Source organism: Hymenobacter perfusus (genome assembly GCF_003944765.1).
GTDB classification, from domain to species: domain Bacteria; phylum Bacteroidota; class Bacteroidia; order Cytophagales; family Hymenobacteraceae; genus Hymenobacter; species Hymenobacter perfusus.
This window is the reverse complement of the sequence record NZ_RWIU01000004.1, coordinates 383,289-403,080: the sequence shown is the minus strand read 5'-3', so window position 1 is coordinate 403,080 and position 19,792 is coordinate 383,289. Positions and strand designations below refer to the sequence as shown.

General features: G+C 57.8%; 20 protein-coding genes. 6 read left to right on the top strand and 14 right to left on the bottom strand.

All coding sequences use genetic code 11. The features are described from left to right. Nucleotides 1-32: 32 nt before the first annotated feature. From EI293_RS14035 to EI293_RS13970, 14 genes are all read right to left on the bottom strand, one after another. Complete coding sequence (locus EI293_RS14035; RefSeq protein ID WP_246010642.1) at nt 33-665, bottom strand: OmpH family outer membrane protein; 633 nt, start codon at nt 663-665, stop codon at nt 33-35. Nucleotides 666-710: 45 nt separating this feature from the next. Beyond that, a complete protein-coding gene (locus EI293_RS14030; protein WP_125438882.1) occupies nt 711-1,391 on the bottom strand; it encodes an OmpH family outer membrane protein in 681 nt (226 codons plus the stop codon). Nucleotides 1,392-1,433: 42 nt separating this feature from the next. Continuing rightward, nucleotides 1,434-3,965, bottom strand: coding sequence for an outer membrane protein assembly factor BamA (gene bamA / locus EI293_RS14025; protein WP_125438880.1), 2,532 nt, complete (start codon nt 3,963-3,965; stop codon nt 1,434-1,436). Between the two features lie 9 nt (nt 3,966-3,974). Next, entirely contained in the window at nt 3,975-4,721 is a 747-nt protein-coding gene (locus EI293_RS14020; protein ID WP_125438879.1) for an isoprenyl transferase, read from the bottom strand. A gap of 154 nt (nt 4,722-4,875) precedes the next feature. Continuing rightward, nucleotides 4,876-5,634 carry a type IX secretion system protein PorG gene (porG, locus tag EI293_RS14015; RefSeq protein WP_125438877.1) on the bottom strand — a complete coding sequence of 253 codons (759 nt, stop codon included), beginning with the start codon at nt 5,632-5,634 and terminating at the stop codon, nt 4,876-4,878. A 42-nt stretch (nt 5,635-5,676) separates the two neighbouring features. After that, nucleotides 5,677-6,558: a DUF6089 family protein gene (locus EI293_RS14010; RefSeq protein WP_125438875.1), complete on the bottom strand. Its 882-nt coding sequence runs from the start codon at nt 6,556-6,558 to the stop codon at nt 5,677-5,679. Nucleotides 6,559-6,686: 128 nt separating this feature from the next. After that, nucleotides 6,687-7,580 carry an NAD kinase gene (locus EI293_RS14005; protein WP_125438873.1) on the bottom strand — a complete coding sequence of 298 codons (894 nt, stop codon included), beginning with the start codon at nt 7,578-7,580 and terminating at the stop codon, nt 6,687-6,689. Nucleotides 7,581-7,618: 38 nt separating this feature from the next. After that, on the bottom strand, nt 7,619-9,064 hold the full coding sequence (locus tag EI293_RS14000) for a POTRA domain-containing protein (RefSeq protein WP_125438871.1): 1,446 nt from the start codon (nt 9,062-9,064) through the stop codon (nt 7,619-7,621). Nucleotides 9,065-9,102: 38 nt separating this feature from the next. Further along, a complete protein-coding gene (locus EI293_RS13995; protein WP_125438869.1) occupies nt 9,103-9,780 on the bottom strand; it encodes a CBS domain-containing protein in 678 nt (225 codons plus the stop codon). A gap of 159 nt (nt 9,781-9,939) precedes the next feature. After that, complete coding sequence (locus EI293_RS13990; protein ID WP_125438867.1) at nt 9,940-10,716, bottom strand: alpha/beta fold hydrolase; 777 nt, start codon at nt 10,714-10,716, stop codon at nt 9,940-9,942. 5 nt (nt 10,717-10,721) lie between these two features. Further along, on the bottom strand, nt 10,722-11,339 hold the full coding sequence (locus EI293_RS13985; RefSeq protein ID WP_125438865.1) for an anthranilate synthase component II: 618 nt from the start codon (nt 11,337-11,339) through the stop codon (nt 10,722-10,724). A 75-nt stretch (nt 11,340-11,414) separates the two neighbouring features. Continuing rightward, complete coding sequence (locus EI293_RS13980; RefSeq protein WP_125438863.1) at nt 11,415-11,936, bottom strand: CvpA family protein; 522 nt, start codon at nt 11,934-11,936, stop codon at nt 11,415-11,417. Between the two features lie 78 nt (nt 11,937-12,014). After that, a complete protein-coding gene (locus EI293_RS13975; protein ID WP_125438861.1) occupies nt 12,015-12,479 on the bottom strand; it encodes a GatB/YqeY domain-containing protein in 465 nt (154 codons plus the stop codon). A gap of 27 nt (nt 12,480-12,506) precedes the next feature. Further along, on the bottom strand, nt 12,507-13,556 hold the full coding sequence (locus tag EI293_RS13970; protein ID WP_125438859.1) for a hypothetical protein: 1,050 nt from the start codon (nt 13,554-13,556) through the stop codon (nt 12,507-12,509). A gap of 82 nt (nt 13,557-13,638) precedes the next feature. Here EI293_RS13970 and EI293_RS13965 point away from each other — a divergent pair, with 82 nt between their 5' ends. The 6 genes from EI293_RS13965 (at nt 13,639) to EI293_RS13940 (ending at nt 19,741) form a co-directional block, all read left to right on the top strand. Next, entirely contained in the window at nt 13,639-14,352 is a 714-nt protein-coding gene (locus EI293_RS13965) for a pyridoxine 5'-phosphate synthase (protein WP_125438858.1), read from the top strand. A 129-nt stretch (nt 14,353-14,481) separates the two neighbouring features. Next, a complete protein-coding gene (gene mnmH / locus EI293_RS13960) occupies nt 14,482-15,498 on the top strand; it encodes a tRNA 2-selenouridine(34) synthase MnmH (protein ID WP_125438856.1) in 1,017 nt (338 codons plus the stop codon). A 14-nt stretch (nt 15,499-15,512) separates the two neighbouring features. Then, on the top strand, nt 15,513-15,905 hold the full coding sequence (locus EI293_RS13955; RefSeq protein ID WP_125438854.1) for a VOC family protein: 393 nt from the start codon (nt 15,513-15,515) through the stop codon (nt 15,903-15,905). Between the two features lie 31 nt (nt 15,906-15,936). Then, complete coding sequence (selD, locus tag EI293_RS13950) at nt 15,937-16,998, top strand: selenide, water dikinase SelD (protein ID WP_125438852.1); 1,062 nt, start codon at nt 15,937-15,939, stop codon at nt 16,996-16,998. 72 nt (nt 16,999-17,070) lie between these two features. After that, nucleotides 17,071-17,664 carry a hypothetical protein gene (locus EI293_RS13945; protein ID WP_125438850.1) on the top strand — a complete coding sequence of 198 codons (594 nt, stop codon included), beginning with the start codon at nt 17,071-17,073 and terminating at the stop codon, nt 17,662-17,664. Nucleotides 17,665-17,845: 181 nt separating this feature from the next. Beyond that, nucleotides 17,846-19,741, top strand: a complete 1,896-nt coding sequence (locus EI293_RS13940; protein WP_125438848.1) for an ATP-binding protein — start codon at nt 17,846-17,848, stop codon at nt 19,739-19,741. The last annotated feature ends 51 nt before the right edge of the window (nt 19,742-19,792 follow it).

Below are 19,792 nucleotides of genomic sequence, written 5' to 3'. Positions count from 1 at the left end.
GCCGATGGTCAGTACAGAAACAGGTTGATGCCTTATTTCTTAGTTTTGGTCTTGGTTTTGGTGGCCGAAGCTGCTGGCACAGCCGAAGGAGCCGGGGCAGCCGGGGTCGTTACCTTGGGGGCGGTAGCCGCGCCGGGTGTGATGCCCATTTTCTTCAGAATCAGATCCGATACGTCACCTTCCTTGGGGCCGTGGAGCAGCACCGGGCTGGCACCATCTGAGTTCAGAATGTAGGTATAGCCGTTTTCCTCAGCCACGGCATCGATGTTCTTCTGGAGCTTGTCCAGGGCTGGCTTCAGCAGCGTCTGCTGCTTCTGCTGCAACGAGTTTTCGGCGTTCTGCTGGAACTCCTGAATGGACTGCTGCAGATTCTGCAATTCCTTTTCCTTATCAGCGCGAACCGGATCCGACATGGCAGCCGCTCCTTTCTGGTAGGCTTCACCTTTGGTGCGGAAGTCGGTGGCTTTAGCATCCAGCTGGTTCTTGAGCTGGGTACTGTAGTCTTTAAGCTGCGACTCAATCTGTTTGCTTTCGGGCATCTGGCTCAGCACGTATTCCACGCTGGTATAGCCGATTTTCAGCGGTGCGGCAGTCTGAGCCATCGAAGCCGTAGCCGTAGTGAAGGTAAGGGCGGCAGCAGCCAGCGCAACGCGGAATTTGTTCATAGTGGTCATCAAAAAGAGAAAAGTCAGAGAGTTAGATGCGCAAAGTTACTTTTTTCGGGCTGCCGGCCGCGCGGCGGGCCGGGCGGGCTGCCGGCCGGGTACCGGTTCGTCCTCCGTGGCAGCCTCGCCGACGGGAGCAGTTGGGGTAGCTACCGTTTTCACGGCTCCCTTCTGGGCCGGCTGGTTCCGGTCTTCAGAAGCTAAACCGAGTTCTTCCAGCACAAATTCCGTGTAGTCATGCACTGGATTGGTATAAAGCATGGTCAGGTCGCCGGACTTATCGAACATAATAGCCAGTTGCTTCTTCTTGGCTACTTTTTCAACGGCTTCGAACACCTTGTCCTGCACCGGCTTGGTGAGCTCCTGGCGTTTCTTGAAGAGTTGGCCCTCAAAGCCAAAGATTCGGTTCTGGTAGGCTTTAATATCCTGCTCCTTCTTCAGAATCTCGTCCTGCCGCTTTTTTTTCATGGCCTCCGTAAGAACCACTTCTTCGGCCTGATAATTCCGGTAGAGCTTGTCGAGGTCCTTTTTTTGCGTCTCGATGTCCTTCTGCCAGTTCGAAGAAAGCGTATTGAGTTCCTGTTGCGCCTGGGTGTAGTCGGGCAGTTTACTCAGGATGAATTCCGAATCAACGTAGCCGAATTTCTGCGCCTGGGCGACCTGCGGACCCATCACTCCACATAGCAGGCCCAGTACGGCTGCCGTCCACAAAAACAATTTGTTCATACAGATAAGAAGGAAGATGTACGGCCCGCCGCGCCGCCAGGCTTAGCGGATCTGCTGACCAATGATGAAATGGAAGCGGCCGGCTTCTTGTTTCTGCCCGGCACTCTGCACCGGCACTTTGTCGAAACCCCAACCGTAATCGAACCCTAGCAAACCGAATGCCGACATGAAAATCCGGGCACCCACCCCGGCGGAGCGGTACAGCTTGTATGGGTTATAGTTGGTGTACTGCTCGAAGGAGTTACCAGCTTCCGCAAATCCCAGCACATACACCGTGGCCGCCGGGTTGAGGCTGACCGGATAACGCATTTCCATTACAAACTTATTGTACACTACCCCACCGGACGAAGACTGTCGGGCCGTGGGCAACGCATCGGCTTCGTTCGGGTCGGCGTAACCACGCAGGCCCACATATTCGGTACCAGCAATGAAGTTAGAAGAACCACCGTAGCCCAAGCCGGCTCCGCCCAATTTAAACCGCTCAAATGGCCCAATAGGACGGGCACTGTTGTAGCTGCCAATAAAGCCGAAATGCGCCCGTGTATTCAGCACTAGCTTGCCTACGATAGGTGAGAACCACGAGGCGTCAAACATCCATTTATGGAACTCCACCCACTCATTCACGCTGGGGTGTGAGCCCGGGAAAAGCGAGTAAGGCGGAGTCAGGTTTACGCTCAACGACAGAGAAGAACCGCGCCGCGTGAACGTGGGGTTATCGATGCTATTGCGCGACAGAGTGGTGTTAAAGGTTACGTTAGCCGCGTTACCCGTTCCGGTCGGGAAGAAGTCGGCCCCCAGACCCGGATAGTTGTTCAGCTTGTACTGCGTGATAGACAGAGCATTGCTCAGCGTGAAGTAATCATCGGGCCAGCGTAGCCGGCGGCCCAGGCTTACGCTGGCCCCGTTGGTTTTCAGGTAGCTGCCGGTGCTGGCATCGAAGTTGGTCCCAACGCGGTAAATCGTCTTGGTCAGGCTTACTGACAGCGAGTTAGGCTTACGCCCTCCCAGCCACGGCTCCGTGAAGGAGAAGGAATACGCCTGATACTGCAAGCCATTGGCCTGTACGTTCAAGGCCAGACGCTGACCGTCACCGGCAGGCACCGGCGTCCAGTTGCGCAGTGTACCGGCTTTGCGCAGCGAGAAGTTATTGAACACGAGGCCAACCGTACCGATAAAGCCCGCGTAACCGCCCCAGCCACCCGAAAGCGTAATCTGATCGGAAGGCTTTTCCTCCACCGTATAGTTGATGTCCACCGTTCCGTCGGCTTGGTTGGGCACTGGGTTGAGGCCAATTTTCTCGGGGTCAAAATAGCCCAGCGTGGCAATTTCACGTTGGCTGCGGATGAGCTGCTCCCGGCTGAATTTGTCGCCGGGCAGCGTGTAGAGGGCGCGGCGCACGACGTGGTCGGAGGTTTTGGTGTTGCCGGCAATGTTCACATCCTTGATGCGAGCCTGCACACCTTCCGTCACACGCATTTCAATGTCGATGGAGTCGCCTTCCACCTTGGTTTCTACCGGCTCAATCTGGAAGAACAGGTAACCATCGTTCATGTAGAGCGACGTCACGTCCTGGCCCGTAGGGTTATAGTTCAGGCGCTTATCCAGCGTTTCCTTGCTGTACACGCTGCCTTCCTTGATGCCTAGTACCGAAGCCAGTGTCTTGTCATCGTATAAGTAGTTGCCCTTCCAGCTGATGTTGCGGAAGTAGTACTTCGGCCCCTCATCTACCTTCACCGTCAGGCGCAGGCCCTCGCCCACCCGGGCCAGAGAATCCGAGAGGATGGTTGCGTCACGGTAGCCCTGGCTGTTGTAGAACTCGATCAGCTTATCCTTGTCGTCGGCAAACTCCTTGGCCTGATACTTACCGGAGTTGAACAGTTTTGGAAACTTCTTCTCCTTCGTTTTCTTGAACTTGCCCTTGAGCTTGCCATCTGAGAAGGCCGTATTGCCTTCAAACACGATGTCGTTGATTTTCACCTTTGCTCCCTTATCCACGTTGATGAGCAGCACCACGCTGTTCGACAACGCGGAGTCCGGCTTCTGCGTGATATTCACCTTTGCATCTAGGAAGCCCTTATTGGTATAGAACTTCCGCACCTGAGAGCGGGTATTGCTCAACAGTGCATCGGTTACCACCTTGCCCCGAATCAGCTTGATTTTGTTCTTCAGTTCATCAGACTGGCCCTTGCCAATACCGGTGAACTCGAACTTCGATAGCCGGGGCCGTTCCTTCAGGTTGAAATCCAGAAAGATGCTGGAGCCTTCGGTACGGGCAATGCTCACGCTCACGTCTCCCAGAATACCTTGGTCCCAGAGCCGGCGAATAGCCTTACCGATTTCTTCTCCCGGAATCGTAATCGGGTCGCCTACTTTCAGGCCACTCAGCCCGATGAGCGTGTTAGCATCGAGGTAGCGGGCTCCGCTGATGGTAATCCCCCCCAACGTGTAGCGCTGAGGCTGCTCCCCATCGGCGGTGGCCGGCTGGGTCTGAGCCAAAGCAGTGGTTGCGGGAGCGGTACCCAGCGCCAGTGCCAGCGCGGCTACCGGAATAATCTTATGGTAGGAAGAACTCATGTTCTGCGATTACGAAACGGTTAGCTGCTCACTGGTTTTCCCAAACCGACGCTCCCGCTGCTGGTAGGCACGCAAAGCTTCGTAAAAATGCTCCCGCCGAAAATCAGGCCAGAGCAAATCGGTAATAAACAGTTCCGTATAGGCCAGCTGCCACAACAAAAAGTTACTAATGCGCTGTTCGCCACTGGTACGAATCAGCAATTCGGGGTCCGGAATACCGGCCGTGGAGAGAAACCCCGCCACCGTATTTTCCGTAATATTTTCCGGCTGCAGGCGGCCAGCCGCTACCTCAATGGCCATACGCTTCGCGGCCTGCGTCAGGTCCCAACGGCCGCTGTAGCTCAGGGCTAGCAGCAAGGTGGTACCAGAACCGTTTTTGGTCAGCTCCATTGCCTCTGCCAACTCCTTCTGGCAGGAAGCAGGCAGATTTTCGATCTGTCCGATAGCCTGAAGCCGGATGTTATTTTTTAGCAGCGTTGGCGTTTCCTTGCGGATAGTATGCACCAGCAACTGCATCAAGGCCATTACCTCGTGTGCGGGCCTCGACCAGTTTTCGGTCGAGAAAGCATACAGGGTGAGGTAACGTACGCCCGCCTCGGCGGCTGCCTCCACGGTTTCCCGAACCGCCGTAATGGCATTCTGGTGCCCGAAAATGCGCAAGCCGCCTTTCTGCTTGGCCCAACGGCCATTGCCATCCATGATGACAGCTACGTGAGCGGGAATATTCTGGGAGTCAATCTCGGACCGGACGGCCATTGGTACTTTTTGCGTAAAGAGGCCGCAAGTTACGCAAATGGTTGCATTCCCTTCTGCCCGATAACCACTTGCGACCTGTCCGCTAAAATACGAACTGCCCCTGGCATTTCGTATGCCAGGGGCAGCAGACCGTTCAAAATGGCATATTATCCATTCAGTCCTTCTTCTTCCCTTTTTCCTGGTTCTTATCAGGACACCGGATTTTGTAGAAGGTATAAGAGACGCTTATGCCGTTGTAGAAATACCAGTCCTGGTCGTGCGAGTTACCTACGAGGTCATTCTGCCCCCGTGACTTGCCATCAACATGATCCAGATTATCCGTGAAGGTTTTCCGGGCTCCGGCCTCCAGTCCCAAGTTCCAATGCTCCGACAAAGCATATTTAAAGCCCAGGCCGGCCGGAATTGCCAGGCTTACTAAACCGGCTTTCTGGTTCAGCTCTGGCTGAGCAGTACTTGCTGTTTCTGTGTTGGCATAGAAGCCAGCCAGCCCGATAAACACATATGGCGTGAAATGAACCTTATCGCGCCGGTTATGATAGTCGAAGAAATTATACTCCAGCCCGCCGGACAGTTCCAGCAGGCTGCCCTTCATACTCGCGTCCCGGTAACTGGCCAGCGACGGATTGTTGCCATTGATACCGCGCACGTTCCGGTCATCAGCGCGCAACATTCCACCCATCAGGCCCGCGCGCAGAGTAATAGGCCCCGAGATATCCTTGCGGTAAAACGCTGTAAGGGCGGGGCGGTTATTGCGGAACTGATAATTAGGCGACAGTTCACCTTTGTAGGACATTCCTCCGATACCAACTCCCAACTCGCTGGTATTCTGAGCAGCTGCCGTGTAGGCAAAAAAAGCACTCCCTACCGGTAGAATACCGATAAGGAGTGCTTTAAAGGGGTTCAAATTCGTCATACTAACTGGCTGGTGGAGGAAACTAGACAGCCAGCTTACTGACTATCTGAATTTGGGGTTACGTACTCGCGGAGCGAGGATGTAGTTAACTGAGATACCCAGAGTAGAGTACCAGTCCTTTTCGTTGCTCTTACCGCGCTGGCCACCTGCCTGATTCGCTTCCGAGTAGGTATCGGGGCGACCATTCGTGATATCGAAGCCAAAATACTTGGCAGCATCCGAACCGAGCGTGTTGCGGTCAGTTACGTAGTTGGTGCTTACGTCGTCAAGGTAATCGGTGAAGGTTTTGCGGAAGCCCAGCTCGATACCAACATCGAAGCTTTTGTTGAGCTTATAACGGGCACCCGCACCGAAAGGAATTACAAACTGCGTCAAGCCATAAGCACTTGCCTGACCTTCGGTTTTCAACGGCTGCAGGTTCACAATATTGCCTTGAGCGTCTTCGCCTTTAGGATTATGGTGAATTACACCTACCCCGGCAAATACGTACGGTACGAAGTCGGGACGCTTGATGTAGTTATTGCGGTTTTCGATCAGGTCAAAAACACCGGTAGCAGCCAGTTCCAGAATGTCGTTACGGAAGTTCATGTTCCGGGTGAAACGATATTTTGCGTCTGGATCCGACTGGTCAGCAGCCTTGGCATCGTCGCCCGTGATACGGCCGTAGGAAAGTGAAGCGCGACCCGAAATACGCGGAGCGAAGCGCCGAGTGATGGACAGACCAACGTTAGGGCGGGTAGCACCGGCGCGGAAGCTGGGAATGCTGGGCTTCGGCGTGATGTCACCGAAATAGGCCATGCCGTTCAGGGTAACACCGACGGAGTTGTATTGCTTCCGCTTGCTGAACTGCTGTGCACTCGCCTCCGACGCTACCAGCGCGAGGACCAGTAACAGGGCCAAAGTGTGGGTGAAGAGTTGCTTCATATGGAGCGAAATTTAGAGATATCAGGCTGAGAAAAAGTGCGAAAGAATCGTATGTACACGGTTGCAGTCAGCGACAAAAGTAGAGGATGCCGGGAACTAAAAAAACATTTTCTGTAAAAACTCTAAGGTCACACTGGGATTCCGGCGGGATTCCGACGGTCAAGCCCCCAGTTCAACTTACTGCGCAAGGTACTCAGGAAGTTAACATGATTCAGTTTTACCAGACGAGCATTGAAGTTTTCTCGGCGGACTGCAATCTGAATTCCGGCCTCTACAGTCTTGGAGCGGGAGTCGAGAGAGAGAAGAAAATTGTTGCTTCTGCCCTCTATCTCGAAAGAAATCACACTCCGGTCGGACACAATCAGAGGCCGCACGTTCAGATTGTGGGGACATACGGGAGCGATGATAAAATTGTTCGTCTGGGGCAGCATTACCGGACCGCCGCAGCTAAGGGAGTAGCCCGTGGACCCGGTTGGGGTGGCGACAATCAGCCCATCGGCCCAGTAGGAGTTCAGGTATTCTCCATCGATATAGGTGTGAACGACAATCATGGAGGACGTGTCGCGCTTGAGGATGCTGAATTCGTTGAGGCCGAAATTTATGTCGCCGAACGTATCGGGGTCGGTATCCACCCGAATGAGGCTGCGGTCTTCCAGCACGAAATGTCCTTTGAACAGGGCATCAATGGCCTGGGTAATCTTATCGGGAGAGATGGTAGCCAAAAAGCCCAACCGGCCGGTATTGATACCAAGGATGGGGATTTGCAGGGCACCTACGTAGGTAACAGTGTCCAGCAGCGTGCCGTCGCCCCCGATACTCAGGACAAATCGGGTACCTGCCAGTGAGTCACCCCGATGAAAGGTGGTGATACCTTCCGGAAGCTGAATATGCTGGCTCAGATACTCGTGAAACGTATCCAGAATACGAACTTCTGCCTGTCGATGGATCAGATCGTCCATCATCTCCTGCATAAAGGCGGTCTGGTTTTCGTCAAAAGGCTTACCCAGAATGGCTATTTTCATAACAAAAACATAACCCAGCCAGAGCCGGACAAGAGGGGTCAGATGGGAAACTGGGTACGGAAAAAAAAGCCACCCTGCTGCTCGCGGTTGCGGGTATATTCCAGGGTAAATACCCAATCGTAGTACGTGGCGAGGTGCAGGGCCACCCCGGCTGAAGCTAGAAGCCGGTTAGGCAATCGGTTGACCGGTAATACGGCACGTTGCCGAACGTAGCCCACATCGACAAAGGTATTTAAATAAAACACCAGCGGAATACTATTGAAACGGGTGCTCTGCAGGCCACCAATCTGCATCTTGCCCACATCGAGTAACCGATACGTGAGGCCTTGCTGCAACAGGCCTAGGTGGCGGCCTTCTATTGCGTAGGCATCATAGCCGCGTACCAGCAGGTCGTAGCCAAAGGCACGGTTATCGGGATAAGCCAGCCTTTCAGCAACGCGCATTTGCCCTACGGCCCCAATAGTATAGTAAAAAGGGCCGCCTAATGCCACGTAGCGGGCATAACGGCCGCGTAACGTGAAGCTGTTCGGGCTGCGGTTGTCCAGAAACGCCCGGTAGATGAGGCTCACTTGGGCATATTGCCCGGTAAGCGGGTAGGCAAAGGTATTGCGCTGGTTGAGCGTGCTGATCAGGCTGATATCCACGTACTCCCGGCGCGGGCCGTTCAGAAAGTAACCTGAGTTGTAATAAAGTACCGAATCAGAAACCCGCTCGTGGTGGTAGGCCACATCCAGGGCCGTAAGGTGCTGTACCGTCCGGCGCCAACGCAGACCAAGGGTAGCGTACTGCCGCTCAATGGGAAAGGCATCCTCTTGGCGCAGGTTGCGAAGCCTGTCGCCGACGGTGGCATAGTCAAGGGCATGACTGCGGTAGTAGGAGTAGCCGGCCCCGAACCCGATGCGGCGGCGGCGGCCATAGCCGGGGGCCTCATAGAACAGCTCGTATTTCCGGTTAAAGCCCAGCTGCAGGTTGCCCAGCAACTGCTCGTTGCGCCCGCGGAAGTTGCGCCTAACCACATGGAGACCATAGTCCACCCGTTTCCACCGGTCAGAACGGTCGAGCCAGGAGCGAAAATTTCGATCGGCCAGGGAGAAGATAGGAATGGGGAAGGTATACCACCGTTCCTGCATGCTGTAGAGGATGGTCAGTTCTCCATCACGGCATACGGCCTGCACCAGCACCTGATGGAACAGTTGCAGATTGAAGAGGCGGCGGCGGTTGACTTCCAAGCGGCTACTCAAGGTGGCGGCCGTCAGGGTGTCACCTTCCTGAAAATCCAGCTCGGCGCGCAACACCGGCTCCTTGGTTACTTTATTACCGACGAACAGCACACGGCCGACCCGGAAAACAGGATAACCGGAGCATTGTGCCTGCACCAGACTGTCGGTGGCGGACCGGCGGAGGGAATCGGGGAGAAACGCGGTGGTTGCGGCAGGAACGGCCGTGGCCGGATAGGAGGATGCCACCGGAAACAGACCGCGCATCAGCAGCAAGAGAAATAACAGCACCTCCCCTCCCCGCGCTAGATGTTAAGGTAGCGCAACAGGGCGTCGTAGCGCTCCTGCTCATCCTCGGTTACTTCGCCGGTGCCACTGAACTGCGCCGTGATGGAATAGCCGAAACGCTCCAACGTGGCAATAATGCGGGTAATATTGGGCGTGTTAAGCTTCAGCGTCAGCCGGATGCGGAAAGGGTCATGCTCGTCCTGCGCGACGTGGGCACTCATGATCTTCGCGTTGTTTTCCTCCACGTAGCGGCTGATCTGGGTGAGCGAATAGTCACGCTCCTCCATGGCCAGCACAATAATTCCCTGCTGACTGGTAGCAACGGGTACTTTGCCAAAGGCTGCCAGCGTATCACTCACCGTCACCACACCCATGTACTCATGCTGCGCATCGAGCACGGGTACCAGCTGAATTTTATTCTGGACGGCCAGCTCAATAATGTTGTAGAAATGCTGATCATGCTGCACATGCACCTCGCCGTAGTTGAGCGGCAGGCTGCCCAGATCACACTCGGCTCCTTCCCGATCAATCAAATCTGATTCGGTCACGAGGCCCTTATACTGGCGGTTATCGAGCACGGGCAACTGGCCAACGTGGAACTCTTCCAGCCAGCGGGCAGCCTTCTCCGTCGAATCCGTCACCTTCAGGGGCGGAATCATCTGGTTCAATAAATCTTCGGCGAGGATAGAATTCATCGGAGAATAGGCAGTTAGGCGAAACGGGAAGCAGGGCGGCGGGGCAGTATAAGCGTTTTACCCAAAGGAAGGTTTTTCACTACATACCTACGTGCATCGGCGGCTAAAAGAGTGGGAGTACCGGATGAATAGTTGCACCCGGCCGATGAAAGACCTCCATTACCGGGCAACTGCCGCGCTGGTACGCTCCAGAAAGCTCAACAGCAGCTGGTTGAACTCCCGGGGCCGCTCCATCATGGGAGCGTGGCCGCAGTGGTCGAGGAAGCGTAGCTCAGCGGCTGGCAGCAACCGGTGAAACTCATGAGCTACCACGGGGGGCGTAATGGTATCGTTGAGCCCCCAGACCAGCAGCGCCGGCACCTTGATGCGGTGCAGGTCCTTGGCCAGATTATGCCGCTGGGCCGACCGGGCTATACTAATGATACGCAGACATTTGGCATTGGAGTTGGTCACATTAAATACCTCATCTACCAGCTCGCGCGTGGCCACCGCCGGGTCGTAGAACGTGTAGGCCACCCGCTCCTGCACAAATCCGTAGTTGCCGCGCTTGGGGAAAGAGCCGCCCATACCGTCCTCAAACAGGCCGCTGCTGCCAGTGAGTATCAGCCGGCTTACCCGCGCGGGGTTCTGGAGCGTGTACACCAGGGCAATATGACCACCCAGGGAGTTGCCGAGTACGGTACATGGTTGCGTGAGGCCAATTGCTGCCAGAAAATCTTCCACAAAGCTCACCAGGCCCGGAACACCGGCCTTCAGCAGCGGCATTTCATAAATGGGAAGCAGCGGAATGATTACGCGGTAGCGCGGGCTGAATTCCTCCACTACGTCTTCCCAGTTACTGAGGGCCCCGAACAGGCCATGCAGCAGCAGCAGCACCTCACCGGCACCTTCATCAACGTACTGAAACTCGTTTTTTTCCTTGATCTGCAATTCCATCTTCTCTAGGAAATAACCCGCCCGGCCGGGGCCGCAGGGGCGGTATGTGCAATGATACAACTCTTGACCCAATTGCCGAGTAGTGCCAAGCCGTGAGGCGTCAGGATGGCTTCGGGGTGAAACTGTACGCCATGCAAAGGCAGCGTACGGTGGCGCAGGGCCATAATTTCATGGGCGTCGTCGGTGGTAAAAGCCAGGGCTTCCAACGTAGCCGGCAGGTGCGGTAGTATAAGGGAATGGTAGCGGGTAACGGGCATGCGGGCGGGCGTCAGCTGCCACAGGGCACTGGGCTGCGTCCATTCAATTTCCGATACTTTACCGTGCATTGGCCGTTGCCCCCGCACCGTCCGGGCACCGAAAAACTCCCCCAGTGCCTGGTGCCCCAGACACACGCCCAGCATGGGCAAACGGGTATGAAACAGTTGGATAACGTCCATCAGGTTGCCGGCTTTAGCCGGGGTACCCGGGCCGGGCGACAATACCACAGCGTCTACCGCCAGCTCCTGCAGCTCCGTTACGGGCACATCGTTTCGGCGCACTTCTACCTCACACCCCAGCTGCCGGAAATAATCCAGCAGATTATAGGTAAAGGAGTCAAAGTTATCCAGCAGTAACAGGCGCATGCCGTAAGATACCTGAGTAAAGAGCGTAACGGAACCGGTAACTGAACAGGTTCTCCGGCCACTCAGTTGAGTTTATCAGAATACTTCCCGCAGCCTGTCGAGCAGAGTGCCGGCAAAAGGCAGCACGAAACTGACGAGACGAAGGGCTACCGGTGTGGCTTCGCGCACGATGGGCAGCACCTGCGAGCCGGCTACCAACTGGGGAGAAATCACCTGCAGCCCCGCCAGCCCGATACCGTGCAGCAGCAGGCTCAGCCCCAACACCCACTTGAGTACGCCGCTGGCGGCGCCGCCCAGGTTATCCAGTACGCCCAGCGGAGTGAGGTGTACTGCCTTCTTAATGAAGGAACTCAGCAGATGTACTCCCCACACAATGGCCGCGAATACCAGCCCGAACGATACCAGCGGGAGCAGGCCGAAGGCTTCACCTACGTACTGCCGCACCAGCGGAATGGCATCGTTGAGCAACGCCAAGCCGCCTACCACGCCCAGCACGAAGGCCAGCAACGAGGCCACTTCCAGCAACAGTCCGCGCCGGTAGCCCTGCACGGCCCCAATGCCCAGCGGAATCAGCAGGAAGATATCAAAGGCGGACACGGGAAAGAGAGTTATCCGAGTGGCAGGGATGGGTGCTGCATTTAGGTAATGTAGCACCCATCCCTGCCACTTACACACTTACAAATTGGTGTTGTTGAGCAGGTTATTGACGGTCTGGGAAATCAGACGGCCGTCGGCTAGGCCGGCCAGCTCGCGGGCGGCTACGCCCATCACCTTGCCCATATCGGAGGGGCCGGCAGCACCCACGCGCTGGATGATATCCACCAGCTTTTCTACCAGATCGGCTTCAGAAAGCTGCTGGGGCAGGTATTCCTCGATGATGGCCAACTCATTGAGCTCTACTTCTTCGAGGTCGGATCGGAACTGCTTGTTGTAGGTTTCGGCGGCTTCGCGACGCTGCTTGGCCTGCTTGGTCAGAAGCTTGATTTCGGCGTCGGGCGTGAGGGCCGCGCCGTGCTGGCCCTCGGCGGTTTCGGCCAGCAGAATCTGGGACTTAATGCTGCGCAGAGTGGTCAGGCGAACTTTATCTTTGGCCAGCATGGCCTTTTTGATATCGGCGTCGATGGTTTCTTTCAGAGCCATGGGAAGGGGGATTAGGAAGGTGCAAGATTACGGCTTATTCCCGAATACGGGGCCGCAGGCCGGGGTTTCGGGCAGGGCCAGCGCCGCCAGCAAGCCGGCAGCGTCGTCTACGTAGAGCGTCAGCTCGTGGGCAACCCGGCGCAGCCCGTACGGCCCCGTGATATCCTGCGCACTGGTAAGTACCAGCAGCACATTGGGCGGCGTGAGTAATGGCCGGGCTAGGTTCAGCCGCCCGGGAGCCGGCGCGGGCGTATCGGGCAGCCGTTGCGCTGCCGCCAAAGCGACGAGCGGTAACCGCACCGTCCAGAAGAACCCCACGCGCACGACCAACTCCTGCCCGGGTGTGAGCAGTACTGGCAGCAGCCGCACGGCCCGGGCGTGGGCCAGCAACACCAGCAGCCCGTAGAGGTGCAGCACCAGCGCTACCCCGGCCACCAGCGGATTCCAGCGCAGTAGCAGCAGGTGCAGCGCCCCCATCTCTGCCACCGACAGCAGCATTACCGTGCCCACGTACGCCGTAAAGGCAGATTCCTGGTAGCTGGTGAATACGCGGCTGCCGGCGGAGGCTACAGGCCGGGCCCGCCAGCTCAGCAGTGCGTAGTAAAACACTTGCAGCTCAAAAACCAGCGGGGCCAGCGGCCGGCCGAATACCTGCCAGAAAGCCGCCGTGAGCCGCTCCGCTACCTCGGGGGCGTAGGTCGCCCGGTACGCCTGTTGCAGCCGCCGCAGATTCAGCAACAGCAACGTAGCTGTCAGGACTTCTACACCACCCAGCGCGTGTCCCGCCCAGCGGACGTACTGCTGCTGCGGGACCGGCAGCAGCCAGTAGCCCAAAGCCACGGCTGCAGTAAAGGCAGCGGCCACGGTGCTTACCGGCAGCCGGTAGGGCCGCACTACCAGCAGGTAGAACAGCACGGGCAAACCCACCAACACGTCGAAGCTCACGGCGGCCGGTAGTAAAGGCTGCCGGGTGAACACGGGCTGCCGGATTACCAGCCATTCAATACCGATAACGGCCAGCAGCAGCAGGCTAAATCCCAACATGGGCCGGGCGAAAACGGGTAGGCGAACAACCATAGCTGCTTCAACTAAAATGGGCCGGCGCTGTTGAGGCTACGTATCTTTGACTACGTACTCACCCTCAGCGCCGCTTCTGAACATGACCAAGCTCAGCGTAAATATCAACAAAATAGCCACCCTGCGGAACGCCCGCGGCCACAACCGCCCCGACCTGCTACAGGCGGCCCGCGACTGTGAGCGGTTCGGGGCCCAGGGCATTACGGTACACCCGCGCCCCGATGAGCGCCACATCCGCTACCAAGACGTGCGCGACCTGAAAGCCGTGGTGACTACCGAGCTGAACGTGGAGGGCAACCCTACCCCCGATTTCCTGGACCTGGTGCGCGAGGTGCGCCCCGAGCAGGTGACGCTGGTGCCCGACGCGCCCGACGCTATTACCTCCAATGCGGGCTGGGATACCATCCGCCATCAGGACTATCTGCGCGACGTAGTGGCTGACCTCAAGCGTATCGGCTGCCGCGTCAGCATTTTTCTTGACCCGGTGGCGGAGCTGGTGCGGGCCGCCGCTACTACCGGCACCGACCGGATTGAGCTGTATACTGAGGAGTACGCCCGGCAGTACCACGCCGGCCCGGAAGCCGCCCTCCGCCCCTACCGCGAAGCCGGCCTGCTGGCCCAGCAACTGGGCCTGGGCCTCAACGCCGGCCACGACCTCGACCTGGATAACCTGGCGTACATGCACCAGCAGCTGCCGGGTCTGCAGGAAGTCAGCATCGGCCACGCCCTCATCTGCGACGCGCTGTACCTGGGCTTGGAAAACACCATCCAGCTCTACCGCCGACAGCTTAAGTGAGATGGTAAGTGGTGAAAGGGTGAGGGTGACGTTCTACTTGCGCCAAATGCGCCATCAAAACATCAAACTCACTATTTCACTACTCACTATTTCACTACTCACCATTTCATCACTCACTATTCCCTGCCCGTGCCGCGTCTTCCGCTTTCTGATTTTCTGCAGGGTGCTGCCGAAGTGCCCATTCTGGATGTGCGGGCACCCATTGAGTACGCGCAGGGCCATGTGCCCGGGGCCGTAAGCTTTCCGCTGTTTTCAGATGAGGAGCGCGCCCGCATCGGAACCACCTACAAGCAGATGAGCCAGGACAAAGCGGTACTGCTGGGGCTGGATTTCTTCGGGCCGAAAATGAGCCTGCTGGTGAAACTGGCCCAGAAGCTGGCCCCGAACAGGCGGGTTCGGGTGCATTGCTGGCGGGGCGGTATGCGCTCCGGCGCAGTGCTTTGGCTACTCGAACTGGCCGGTTTTCAGGTAGAGTTGCTCGACAAGGGCTATAAGGACTACCGCCGGTGGGCGTTGGCTGAATTTGCCCGGCCCCGCGCCCTGTGGGTGTTGGGCGGCCTCACGGGCTCCGGCAAAACCGACGTGCTGCATGCCCTTGCCGCCCGGCAGCAATCCGTCCTCGACCTCGAAGGGTTAGCGAACCATAAGGGCTCTGCTTTTGGCAGCATCGGCCAGCCGGCCTCGCCCACGCAGGAGCAGTTTGAGAATGATCTGGCCGCTGAACTAACCGGATTCGCCTCTGACGCTACTATTTGGGTGGAAGATGAAAGCCGGACTATCGGGCCGGTGCATTTGCCGGCGCCGCTGTTTGAGCAGATGCGCACCGCGCCGCTGCTGCTGCTGGAAGTACCCCGCGAACAGCGTGTGCGTAAGCTGGCTGAGGAATATGGCCGCCACGACCCGGCCGCGCTGGCCACTTCCATTCTGCGCATCCGGAAGCGGCTGGGCGGTTTGGTTACGAAGGAAGCGTTGGCAGCCATCGGGGAAGACGATATGGAGAAAATGGTAAGCCTAGTGCTCGACTATTATGACCGTACGTACAGCCACGGCCTTGAGGGCCGACGCATTATTCCCGTAGCCTCCGACACCTGCGACCCGGCCATGAATGCCGAACTGGTGCTGCGGGCAGCACAGAAGGCACACTAAGTAGGTCATCTGCTATGTCAATCCCAGTACTTCGGGTGGCCCGCCCTACGGACAATATTGCCGCCTTACTCCGCTTTTACCGCAATGGTCTGGGCTTTCAGGAGTTGGCGGCTTTCACGGCGCACAATGGCTTTGATGGGGTAATGCTGGGGCACCCACTGGCTCCTTACCACCTGGAATTCACGCACCAATCCACACACACCACCGGTCGTGCACCCTCACCAGACCATTTGCTGGTTTTTTACCTACCCGATGCAGCCGAATGGCAAACGGCCGTAGCCCGAATGAAAGCAGCCGGCTTCGAGCCCGTTCCGGCGTATAATCCGTACTGGAATGAGCTGGGGATAACATTTGAGGACCCCGATGGGTACCGGGTGGTATTGCAACAGACAGCCTGGGCTTTATAACTTTTCTTCTTCGCACGCACTGACTTTTCCTATGCCTATTTCCGCTGAACCCACCGAAGAAATTCGCCTCACCCAGTACAGTCATGGCGCGGGCTGCGGCTGCAAAATCGCGCCCAAAGTCCTCGACCAGATTCTGCATACCAGCATTCCGCAGCCCCACGATGCGCAGCTGCTGGTGGGCAACTCCTCCCGCGACGACGCGGCCGTGTACGACATCGGCGGCGGGCAGGCCATCATCAGCACCACCGACTTCTTCATGCCCATCGTGGATGATGCCTATGATTTTGGACGGATTGCCTCGGCCAACGCCATCAGCGACGTATATGCCATGGGCGGCCGGCCGGTCATGGCCATTGCTGTGCTGGGCTGGCCCATTGATAAGCTCGCGCCCGAAGTGGCCCGCCGCGTAATTGAAGGCAGCCGCAGCATCTGTGCCGAGGCCGGCATTCCGCTGGCCGGTGGCCACAGCATCGACTCGCCGGAGCCCATTTTCGGGCTGGCCGTCACAGGGCTGCTCGATATCAAGAACCTCAAGCAGAACGACACCGCCACGGCCGGCTGCGAGCTGTACCTTACCAAGCCGTTGGGCGTAGGCATGCTTACCACGGCCCAGAAACGCGGTATTCTGCGCCCTGAACACGCGCAGATTGCCCCGCACAGCATGATGCAGCTCAACAAAATCGGAGCGGAGCTGGGCCAGCTGTCCGGCGTGCGCGCCATGACCGATGTAACGGGGTTCGGGCTGCTGGGCCACCTTTCGGAAGTGTGTGAAGGCAGCAACCTCACGGCTGAAATCAGCTTCGGGAAAGTGCCCCTGCTGCCCGAGGCGGCCGAGTACTATGCGCAGAAATCCATTCCCGGCGGCACGGTGCGCAACTGGGATTCCTACGGCCACAAAGTTGGCTCCATCACCGACGAGCAGCGCGCCTGGCTTTGCGACCCGCAGACGTCGGGCGGCCTATTGGTATGCGTGGACCCAGCGGACCGGGACGCGGCACAAGCCGTGTTTGAGCAGTATGGCCTGACGCTGGAGTCCTTCGGCACCCTGCGCGCCCACGTGGCCAATGAGCCCTGGATTATTGTAGGCGCTTAATACCTAACCTGAACGCGTCCGTGTCGGCCCCGATGGCTATCCGTCGGGGCCGACAGTCGTAGTAGCCTTTCCATGAAGCTTCTCTCCTTTCTGCGCCCGCTGCTGGAAATAGCTGCCGTTGTTACCGCTGTTATTGTGGGCTTACGGCTGATTACCGGGCTTTTCGGGCGTAAAAGCCGGGCGTATCGCCCCACGTTTATGCGGCAGTTTTCCCTGTTGTTCTGGCCTTTGCTGTGCCTGGGCGTGGGCTTGCCGTTTCTGGGCTCGTTCTTCTACGCCGGTACATTAGCGGCCTATGAGCTGGTCCTGCTGACGGCCGTGGCCGCCGTGGTGCTGGGATTTTCGGTGCCGGCCTTCGTGCTCCATGCCCGCTATTACGCCCGCAACCTGGAAACCACCCTGGTTTTCGACCCCAAGCAGAATATCCTGGAAGTGTACGAGGGCGCGCGACACATTCCGTTCGGCAAAAGCGACCTGGTGCGGGTAGAACGGGTTACGTGCCAGTCGGAGCGTTTATTCTGGAGTCCGTACAACTACCTGCAGCTGCATTTGCGCACGGGTGAGGTACTTACCCTCACCTCACTACTCACGAAGTTGGAGCCCCTGACCGAATTTCTGCGCAACACCCCGCTGGAAAGACGGCGCAGCTGGTTCTGCTGGATCTGAGTTGACGTCTACCACTGCGAAACGGTTCAGTTTACTTTTTCGCTCGTTCAAACGCTCTTTTCGCCCGCTTATTCAAGTCGGACAGCTGACTATATTTGTTGGGATGACCTCTACCCCGTCATAGGCTTCGGTTAGCGGAGATATTGCCGGGCTTACTCATGCCTGTTGCCCACCGTTACCGATGCGGCGTTTCCTGCTGGTTGCGTTTTTGCTCTGTTGCCTTACTGGTACGGTAGCAGCCCGTGCGGCGGCTGTCCCGGCTTTGCTGCGCCAGCTCAGGACCCAGCCCGCCGATACAACACGGGTACGGCTCCTGAACGAGCTTTGCTACGCGCTGCACGATAATGAGCCCACCCACGCCCTGCCGTACGGCGAGCAGAGCGTGGCCCTGGCTCGGCGGCTCAACCATTCTCCGGGCTTGCTTCGGGCGTTGCTGAACCTTGCCAGCTGTTACGCCAACCTTGCCGATGGCCCTCATGCGTTACAGCTGCAACAGGAAGCCTTGCTGTTGGCGCGCCGGCTGCGCTCCAACGATGGGCTGGTGCGCAGCTACACCGGTATGGGCGGGGTATATCACGAGCGGAACGATACGGCCGCTGCCCTGCGCAATTACCGCCGCGCCCTCACCTACGCCTACCGCCCCGATGTGCAGGTGCGCAGCCAGCTGATGCTGTTCGGCAACCTGGGCAACCTCTACTTCTACCTGAAACAGCAGCAGGAAGGCCTCGTCTTCACGCGGCGGGCGCTGCAACTGGCCCGCCGCACCCGCGACCAGGCAGGCGAGTCGCTGTACCTGGCCGATCTGGGCTCGTTTTACATGCAGATGAATCAGCTGGATACGGCCGAAGGACTTCTACGGCAGGCAGTATCCATTGTTGAACCCCTGCATAACCACCGGTTTGAGGCCGGTCATCTGGAACTACTGGCTACGGTGCTGCTACTGCAGAACGAGCTGCCGGAGGCCGAGCTGCTGACCCGCCGCGCCATGCTGCTGGCCCGCCAGATCGACTACAAGGAACGAGTGCTGGACAGCTACAATCTGCTGGCCGAAATCAACGTGAGCCGCCAGCAGTTTGAGCAGGCCTACGAGTGGCAAAGCCGATTCCGCGACCTGAATGACAGCCTCAACAGCCGTTCGCGCGTGCAGACCCTCACAGCCCTGCAAACCCGCTATGAAACCGCCGACAAGGAACACCAGATCCGGCGGCTGACGGAACGGGAGTTGGTGATGCAGGAGCGTAACCGGGCGTTGTGGGGCGCTATTGCAGCCCTGCTGCTGGGTTTGGGTGGCATGGCCTACCTCTACACCAAGCTCCGCCGCAGTAGGGCCGAGCTTTCCAGCAACCACCGGGCCTTGGAAGAAGTGACGAAAGAATTGCGCCAGCTGGCTGCCTCCAAAGACCGGCTCTATGCCATTGTCGCCCACGATTTGCGCGGCCCGGTCACCTCCTTTGCCGGCGTTACGGAGCTCATTGACTTCTACCTCAAACAAGGCGACGAAGAAGGGTTGCGCCGCCTGCCCGCATTGGTCCGGCAATCGGCCTATCAGCTCAATCACCTGCTTGATAACCTGCTGAACTGGGCAGTAAACCAGACCGGCGAGCTGGCCTTTCGGCCCGGGCGACTGTTGGTAACCGAGTTATACCAGGAAGCCACGCGCCTGTACACCAACGCCGCCGAGGCCAAGCAGATTACCTTTCACCTCGATTGCCCGCCGCACGCGGCCGTGTGGGCCGATGCCCACATGACTGAAACAATTCTGCGTAACCTGATAGGCAATGCCCTGAAATTTACCCCGGCCGGAGGCAGCATTTATCTGCGGGCGCAGCCGGGCACTGAAGGCAACGTGGTTCTGCGCGTGCAGGATACCGGGTCCGGTATGACCCCGAACCAGATAGCCACCTTATTTTCCCCCGATGGGTTGGCCCCGTTGCGCGGCCCGCGTTCCGGCACGGGCCTCGGCCTGCTGCTGTGCCGGGCTTTCGTTGACCGGCAAGGCGGGGCTTTATCCATTGAAAGCCTCCCCGGGCAGGGCACTACAGTGTGTGTAAATCTGCCTGCTGCCCATCTGGAATGAGTTGTCAGCAGGCCAATAAGGATAATAATATATGCCTCTGAGCGAAGCTGC